At 72.4% G+C, this 8,030-nt stretch carries 1 protein-coding gene; it reads right to left on the bottom strand.

All coding sequences use genetic code 11. From position 1 onward, the window contains the following. Positions 1-8,030, bottom strand: an 8,030-nt coding sequence (locus VF794_RS15660; RefSeq protein WP_331111187.1) for an amino acid adenylation domain-containing protein, incomplete at both ends; no start/stop codon positions are given.

Below are 8,030 nucleotides of genomic sequence, written 5' to 3'. Positions count from 1 at the left end.
GGCCGCGTGGCCTCCTCCAGCCAGCCCGTCTCCACCAGGAGCTGGAGCTGCGAGGGTGTGCAGTCGAAGACGTCCACCCGCTGCCGCTCCAGGTACTCGCCCAGGGCCTCGCCGTCGAAGCGCACGGGCTCCGGCGTCACGTCCAGCGCATGGCCGCGCAGCAGTTGGAAGAGCTGCTTCACCGACGTGTCGAAGGACACCGAGCCGTTGACGCTCACCCGCTGCCCCGTCCCCAGCGGCGCGTACACCGCCCGGTGCAGCGCCTCGACGAGGTTGGCCACCGCCCCCTGCCGCACCATCACCGCCTTGGGACGGCCGGTGCTGCCCGAGGTGTAGATGGCATACGCCAGGTGCTCCGGCCCCGCGCCTCCCGACACCGGGGACTCCGATTCCTCCCGCGGCGCCTCCGCCTCGCCGTCCAGCCGCAGCAGCCGCTGCCCGGGCCCCACGAGCCCCTCGGCGCCCGCTCCCGCCGTCACCACCACCCCGGCCCCCGAGTCCTCCAGCATGTAGCGCAGCCGCTCGGCCGGGTAACCTGGATCCAACGGCACGTACGCGCCGCCGGCCTTCAGGATGCCCCACAGGCCCACCACCAGCTCCACCGAGCGCTCCACGCACAGGCCCACGCGCACGTCCGGGCCCACGCCCATCCGCCGCAGCCGGCGCGCCACCTGGTTCACCCTCGCGTCCAGCTCGCGGAAGGTGAGCCGCTCAGTCCCCATCACCACCGCCGGAGCCTCCGGCGTGCGCGCCACCTGGGCCTCGAACAGCGCCGCGAGCCCCACCCCGTCCCCACGCTCCACCGCCGTCGCGTTCCACTCGCGCAGCACCCGCCCGCGCTCCGCCTCGTCCAGCGGCGACACCTCCACCACCGGGCGCTCCGCCGACTCCGCCAGCCCCATCAGCAGGCGCTGGAGCCGCGCCAACAGCCGCTCCGCGTCCGCCACGTCGATGCGGCGCTCGTCATGGAAGAGGTGCAGCGCCACCCCCTCCTGCGGATTCACGATCAGCACCAGCGGGAAGCTGTCGGACTCGTAGCCGCGCGGATCTCGCAGCTCCAGACCACCGGCGCTCGTCCCCAACGCGGCATCCGCCCGCAGGTTCTCCACCACCACCAACGTCTCGAAGAGCGGCGTCCCGAGCGGCACCTCGCTCCAGCGCTGCACCTCCACCAGCGGGCTGTAGTCGTGCTGCCGCATCTCCAGCAGCCAGTCCTGGAGCGTCCGCAGCCACTCCCCCACCGACACCCCTCGGGGAATGCGCGCGCGCACCGGGAGCGTGTTGATGAACATGCCGACGGTCTCCTCCACGCCCGGCAACGTCGCGGGGCGCCCGGAGACCGTGTTGCCGAAGACCACGTCGTCCTGGCCCGTATGGTGGCGCAGCAACAGCGCCCAGGCTCCCAGCAGACACGTGCTCAGCGTCACCTTGTGACGGCGCGAGAACTCCTGGAGCGCGGTGACCTGCTCGGAGGACAGGTGCGCCCGCTGCTCCCGACGCACGGGCACGCCTCCGGAGAGGGGCCCGCGATCCACGCCCATGCGCGTGGGAGACGTGAAACCCGCCAGCGACGCACGCCAGAACTCCCGGGCCGCGCCCAGCTCCTGACGCTTCAGCCAGCCGATGAAGTCCCGGAACGGACGCACCTCGGGCCATACCTGGCGCTCCCCGCGCACCAGCGCCTCGTAGCGGGCGAACACCTCGCGCAACACCAGCGGCAGGGACCAGCCATCCAGCACCAGGTGCGAGAAGCTGAAGACGCCCCGCCAGACCCGCTCGCCCATGCGCAACAGGGCGAAGCGCAGCAGGGGCGCACGCTCCAGCTTGAGACCCCGGCGCCGATCCGCCTGGATCCACGCGGCGAACCGTGCCTCGCGCTCGGAGATCGGCACCTCGCGCCAGTCCTCCGAGCGGAGGGGGAGTTGCACGTCCCGCAGCACCACCTGCAACGGCTCTTCCAGGCCCTCCCAGAAGAAGGCCGAGCGCAGGATGGCGTGGCGGGCCACCGTCTCCTGCCAGGCGCGGGAGAGGGCGGTGACGTCCAGCGGCCCATGAAGCTCCCAGGAGAGCTGGTTGAGGTACATGCCCGTGCTGGAAGCGTGGAGCACGTGGAAGAGCATCCCCTGCTGGAGCGGCGAGAGGGGGTACACGTCCTCGATGCTCCGGCGCCGCTGGGCATCTCCCCGCGCCACCCGCTCCAACAGGGCCTCCAGCGCGTCCGGGTCGAGCGTCACGAGCGGGAAGCCGGAGGGAGACTCCGACGCCTGCACGGACGAACCGGACGAGGCGCCCGCCACCGCGGCGAGCCGGGCCACCGTCGGGTGGGAGAAGACCTGCTTCGCGGTGAGGTGGATGCCCGCCCGCGCGGCCCGGGAGATGATCCGGATGGCGAGGATGGAGTCGCCCCCCAGCTCGAAGAAGTCATCGTGGATGCCCACCCGCGCGTGCCCGAGCACTCCGGCCCAGGCCTCCGCCAGGGCGTGCTCCACCGGCGTGCGAGGCGGCTCCCAGGTGGTGGGCGTCTCGCGCGCCTGCTCCGGCGCGGGCAGCGCCTTGCGGTCCACCTTGCCACTCGTGGTGCGCGGCAGCGCCTCCAGCACCACGAAGGCCGCGGGCACCATGTACTCCGGGAGCTTCTCGCGCAACCGCTCGCGCAACTCGCGCACCGCCAGCTCCGGCCCTCCCGCCCTGGCCACCACATAGGCCACCAGCCACGGGTCCCCCTCGGTCCGCTTGCGCAGCACCACCACCGCCTCGCCCACCGAGGGCTCGGCGCACAGGACGGCTTCGATCTCCCCCAGCTCGATGCGGAACCCGCGCAGCTTCACCTGCTCGTCGACGCGACCGATGAAGTCGAGCTGCCCGTCCGGCAACCACCGGACGAAGTCCCCGGTGCGGTACATGCGGGCACCGGGCTCCTCGCAAAAGGGATCCGGGACGAAGCGCTCGGCCGTCAGCTCCGGCCGGTCGAGGTAGCCCCGGGCCACGCCCACGCCTCCGAGGAACAGCTCCCCGCGCACGCCCACGGCCACCGGGTGCAGGCGCGAGTCCAACACATAGGCGCGAACGCCCGGGAAGGGCCGGCCGATGGGCGCGAGCACGGCGTCCGACGCGCAATCGGCGAAGGTCGCGTAGATGGAGACTTCCGTGGGCCCGTACGAGTTGACGAAGCGCCGCCCCACGCCCCAGCGACGGGGCAACCTCGGGCTGCACACCTCGCCGATCACCATGACCGACTCCAGGTCGGGCAGCTCCTCGACGGGGGTGGCCTCCAGGACGGAGGGAGTGAACACGGCGGCGTTGACCCGCTCCTCGCGCAGCACCCGCAGCAGCTCCGCGCCCGGCATGAGCGACTCGCGCGGAGCCATCACCAACACCGCGCCCTCATGGAACGTGCCGAAGATGTCGAAGACGGAGACATCGAAGCTCGCCGAGGCCACCTGGAGCACCCGCTTGCCCGGCCCCGCCGCCCAGTACTGGCACGACCACACGATGGTGTTGCAGGCGCCCTGGTGCTCCACCAGCACGCCCTTGGGCTTGCCCGTGGAACCCGAGGTGTAGATGACATAGGCGAGCTGCCCCGGGTGCACCTCCACGCCGGGAGACGTCCGCGGCTCGCGCGAGAGGGCCTCGCGGGTCTCCTCCGTGTCGAGCACCACCCGCTGGACGCCCTGCCCCTCCAGCCACCCGGCCGTGCGCTCCTGGGCGATCACCCGGGAGGCAGCGCTGTCCTTCAACAACGTCTGGAGCCGCGCCGCCGGCCACGCCGGATCCACCGGCACGTACACGCCCCCCGCCTTGAGGACGCCCAGCATGGCGATGACGAGCTCCGGCGAGCGCTCCAGGCACAGCACCACCCGGGACTCCGCTCCCACCCCGAGCCCGCGCAGGTGGTGCGCGAGCTGATTCGCCCTCACCTCCACCTCTCCGTAGGTGAGCCGCTCCTTCCCGAAGACGATCGCCTCCGCCTCCGGGGTTTCCACGGCCCACTTCTCGAAGAGCCGGTGCAGCAGCGTGCCCTTCGCGGGAGGCACCCGCACCCCGCTCCACTCCTTCAGGAGCCGGTGCCGCTCGGCCGCGTCCACCGGGGACAGCCCGCCCAGCCGTTGCTCGGGCCTCGCCACCATGGACTCCAGCAGGTGACGCAACTGCCCCAGCATCCGGTCGACGTGGGCCGCGTCGAAGCGTGCGCCGTCGTACGCGAGGTGCAGCGGCAGCTCGCGCCCGGGCGCGGCGATGAGCGTCAACGGGTGGTGATCCACCTCCAACACTCGCGCATCGCGCACCTCCAGCGAGGGCAGCTTCGCGGTGAGCGCCGTGTCCACCGGGTAGTTCTCGAAGATGAGCAGGCTGTCGAAGAGCGGAGTGCCCGCGGGCACCTCGCTCCAGCGCTGCACCTTCACCAGCGGCGAGTGCTCGTGCTGCCTCATCTCCAGCAGCCATGCCTGAAGCCGCTGAAGCCACGGGACGAGCGGCTCGTCGGGCGAGAGGCGCACGCGCACCGGCAGCGTGTTGATGAACAGGCCCACCATGCCTTCCACGCCGGGCAGTTCCGGCGGGCGGCCGGACACGGTGGTGCCGAAGACGACGTCGCGAGTGCCCGCGTGGTGCCCCAGCAGGAGCGCCCAGGCGCCCTGGAGCACGGTGTTGAGCGTGAGCCCGTGCTGGCGCACGAAGGCGTTGAGCGCCTCGGTGGAGGCGGCGGACAGGTGCAACCGCCGCGTCGCCCGCCCCGCTCCGGACTCCTCCTGGAGCGCGGGGCTGCGTCCCAGCTCGGTGGGCTCGGAGAAGCCCGCGAGTGAGCGCCGCCAGAAGCGCTCGGACTCCTCCAGTCCCCGACCCTGGAGCCAGCCGATGTAGTCGCGGTAGGGCCGCGTCTGCTCCACCCGCGGCGCCAGCCCCTGGGAGAGCTGGTCATAGAGGGCGAAGACACGGCGGATGAGGACGGGAACGGACCACCCATCCATCACGATGTGGTGGTGACTGAAGACGAAGCGGTAGGTGGCCTCGCCCGTGCGCAGCAGGGCCAACCGGCTCAGCGGCGGCGAGGACAGGTCGAAGCTCCGGCTGCGATCGGCCTCCAGCCAGGTGGCGAGGCGGGCCTCCCGCTCCGATTCCGCCACCCCCCGCCAGTCCTCCTGGAGGAGCGGCAACTCCGCCTCGCGGAACACCACCTGGAGGGGCTCGTCCACGTCTTCCCAGACGATGGCCGTGCGGAGGATGGAGTGGGCCTCCACCGCCCGCCGCCACGCCTCCTTGAAGGAGGAGAGGTCCAGGTCGCCGCGCAGCTCGCAGACGAGCTGGTTGAAGTACAGGCCACCGCCCTGCTCCCGCAGGACGTGGAAGAGCATTCCCAGTTGCAGCGGGGAGAGCGGATACAGCTCCTCCAGGCTCCTCCAGCCACGCGCGCCGCCGGGAGCCACCCGTGCCACCAGCGCATCCAGCGCCGTCTGCCCGAGCGGTGCCAGCGGGAAGTCGGAGGGCGTCAGGACGCTTGCCGCATCGTCCGCGGTGCAACGCCCGAGCAGGGAGCGCAGGGCGTCCAGGAAGCCACGAGACAGGGACTCCAGCGTCTCGCTCCGGTAGAGCTGCCCAGCGTACGTCCAGGAGACCTGGAGGCACCCTCCGGAGATGAGCGCGTTGACGCTGATCCGGTGCGAGAGGCGGGCCCGGGGGTCCTGCGTCGCGCCCACGGACTCGGAGGCCAGCACGAGCGGCGACTCCGCGGGCAGCACGTTGTCGAACTGCCCCAGGTAGTTGAAGGCCACCTCCGAGGCTGGAATCGCACGCAGGCGCGCGGCCAGCTCCGACTCCCGGGAGAGGTAGCGCACCACCCCGAAGCCCAGGCCCCGCTGGGGAATGCGCCGCAGGGACTGCTTGATGGCCTGGAGCCCCGACTCCGGCGTCTGGCCCGCGCCCGTCTCCAACAGCACCGGGTACAGGCTCGTGAACCAGCCCACGGTGCGCGACAGGTCCACGCCCTCGAGCACGTCCTCGCGCCCGTGCCCTTCCAGGTCCACCTGGAGGCAGGACGCGCCCGTCCAGCGGCGGAAGGACTCCGCCAGCGCGGCCAGCAGCACCTCATCCACGCGCATGCGCCAGGCGCGCGGCACTTCCTGCACGAGCGTCCGGGTCGCCTCCGCGTCGAGCTCCACCCGCACCACGCGCGCGGAGCCCACGGTGTCCTCGCCCCCGGGGAGATCCACGGGGAGGCGCGAGACGCGCTCCCAGGGCAGGCCCACCCAGGACTCCGCCTCCGCCCGCACGGCGGGCCGCTGGGCATACGCCTCCAGCCGTTCCGCCCATTGCTGGAAGGAGGTCGTCTTCGGCGGCAGTCGCACCGGCCCACCCGCTCGGAGCTGGGCCCACGCCGTGACGAGGTCCGTCAACAGCACCCGCCACGAGACACCGTCCACCACGAGGTGGTGGACGGTGAGGAGCAGCCGCCGCGGCTCTCCCGCGCCGAGCTCGTACAGCACCGCTCGCACCAGCCTCCCGCTCGTGAGCTCCAACGAGTCCTGCGTCCGGGCGGCATGGGCCTCCAGGGCCGCGCGACGCGCCCCCGGCTCCAGACCGGAGAGGTCCACCCGCTCCAGCGGGAGGTGCCCCTCGGGGACTCCACCCTCCTGGCTCCAACCCGCCTCGCCCCGTGAGAAGCGCATGCGCAGCGCGTCGTGGTGGCGGAGCAGGTGCTGGAGGGCCTCCTCGAGCAACGCCGCGTCCCACGGCTCACGCAACACGAGGAGCAGCGCCTGGTTGAAGTGGTGCGGCGCCGGCTGCTCCTGCTCGAGGAACCAGCGCTGGATGGGCGTGAGCACCACCGGGCCCGTCACCGCCTCCTGCTCGGCCACCACCACTGGCGCCGAGCCGGCCACCGCGGCCAGCCGCGCGATCGTCGGCTGGGAGAACAGTTGCTTCGCGGTGAGGTGGATACCCGCCTGCGCGGCCCGGGAGAGGATCTGGATGGCGAGGATGGAGTCGCCGCCCAGCTCGAAGAAGTTGTCGTGGATGCCCACGCGCTCGTGCCCGAGCACCTGCGCCCACACCTCGGCCAGCGCCTGTTCCGCGGGCGTGCGAGGCGGCTCATGGGAGGCGGACTCCTCGCGGGAACGCTCCGGCGCCGGGAGGGCGCGGCGATCCACCTTGCCGCTCGTCGTGAGGGGCAGTGCCTCCAGCGACACGAAGGCCGCGGGCACCATGTACTCCGGAAGCCGCTCGCGCAACCGCTCCCGCAGCTCGCGCACCGAGGGCCCCTGGCCGTCCACCGGCACCACCCAGGCCACGAGCCGGGGCTCGCCGGACGCTCCCGGCCGAAGCGCCACCACCGCCTCGCGGATTCCGGGCGCCGCGCGCAGGGCGGCCTCGATCTCCCCCACTTCGATGCGGTACCCGCGCAGCTTCACCTGGGAGTCGGCCCGCCCCAGGAACTCCAGTTGTCCGTCCGGCAGCCACCGGGCCACGTCTCCGGTCCGGTACAGGCGTGCTCCCGGCTCCTCGCTGAACGGATCCGGGAGGAAGCGCTCGGCCGTCAGCTCCGGACGACCGAGGTAACCCCGGCTCACACCCGCGCCGCCCACGTACAGCTCTCCGTGCGCTCCCGTGGAGACCGGGCGCAGGCTCGCGTCGAGCACATAGGCCCGCGTCCCCGCGAGTGGCCGGCCAATGGGCGTCACGGTCGTCCCCGGCGAGCACTCCGTGACGGTCACGCAGATGCTGATCTCCGTGGGGCCGTAGGCGTTGACGAAGCGACGCCCCCTGCCCCAGCGCTCCACCAGTCCGGGGTGGCAGGCCTCGGCGCCCGACAGCACCGTCTCCAGCGCGGGCAGCGACTCGGCCGGCGTCACCTCCAGCACGGAGGGTGTCAGCAGCGTGGTCGTCACCCGCTCCTCGCGCAACAGCCGCGCCAGCTCCGCTCCCGGCAGCAGGGCCTCGCGCGGGGCCATCACCAGCGTCGCGCCTTCCAGCAACGCCATGAAGATCTCATAGACGGACGCATCGAAGCTCGCGGAGGCACACTGCAGCACCCGCTT

The sequence above is a fragment of the Archangium sp. genome (genome assembly GCF_036389735.1).
Classification (GTDB): domain Bacteria; phylum Myxococcota; class Myxococcia; order Myxococcales; family Myxococcaceae; genus Archangium.
The sequence above is the reverse complement of the archived record's forward strand: the minus strand, read 5'-3'. Positions and strand labels throughout refer to the sequence as shown.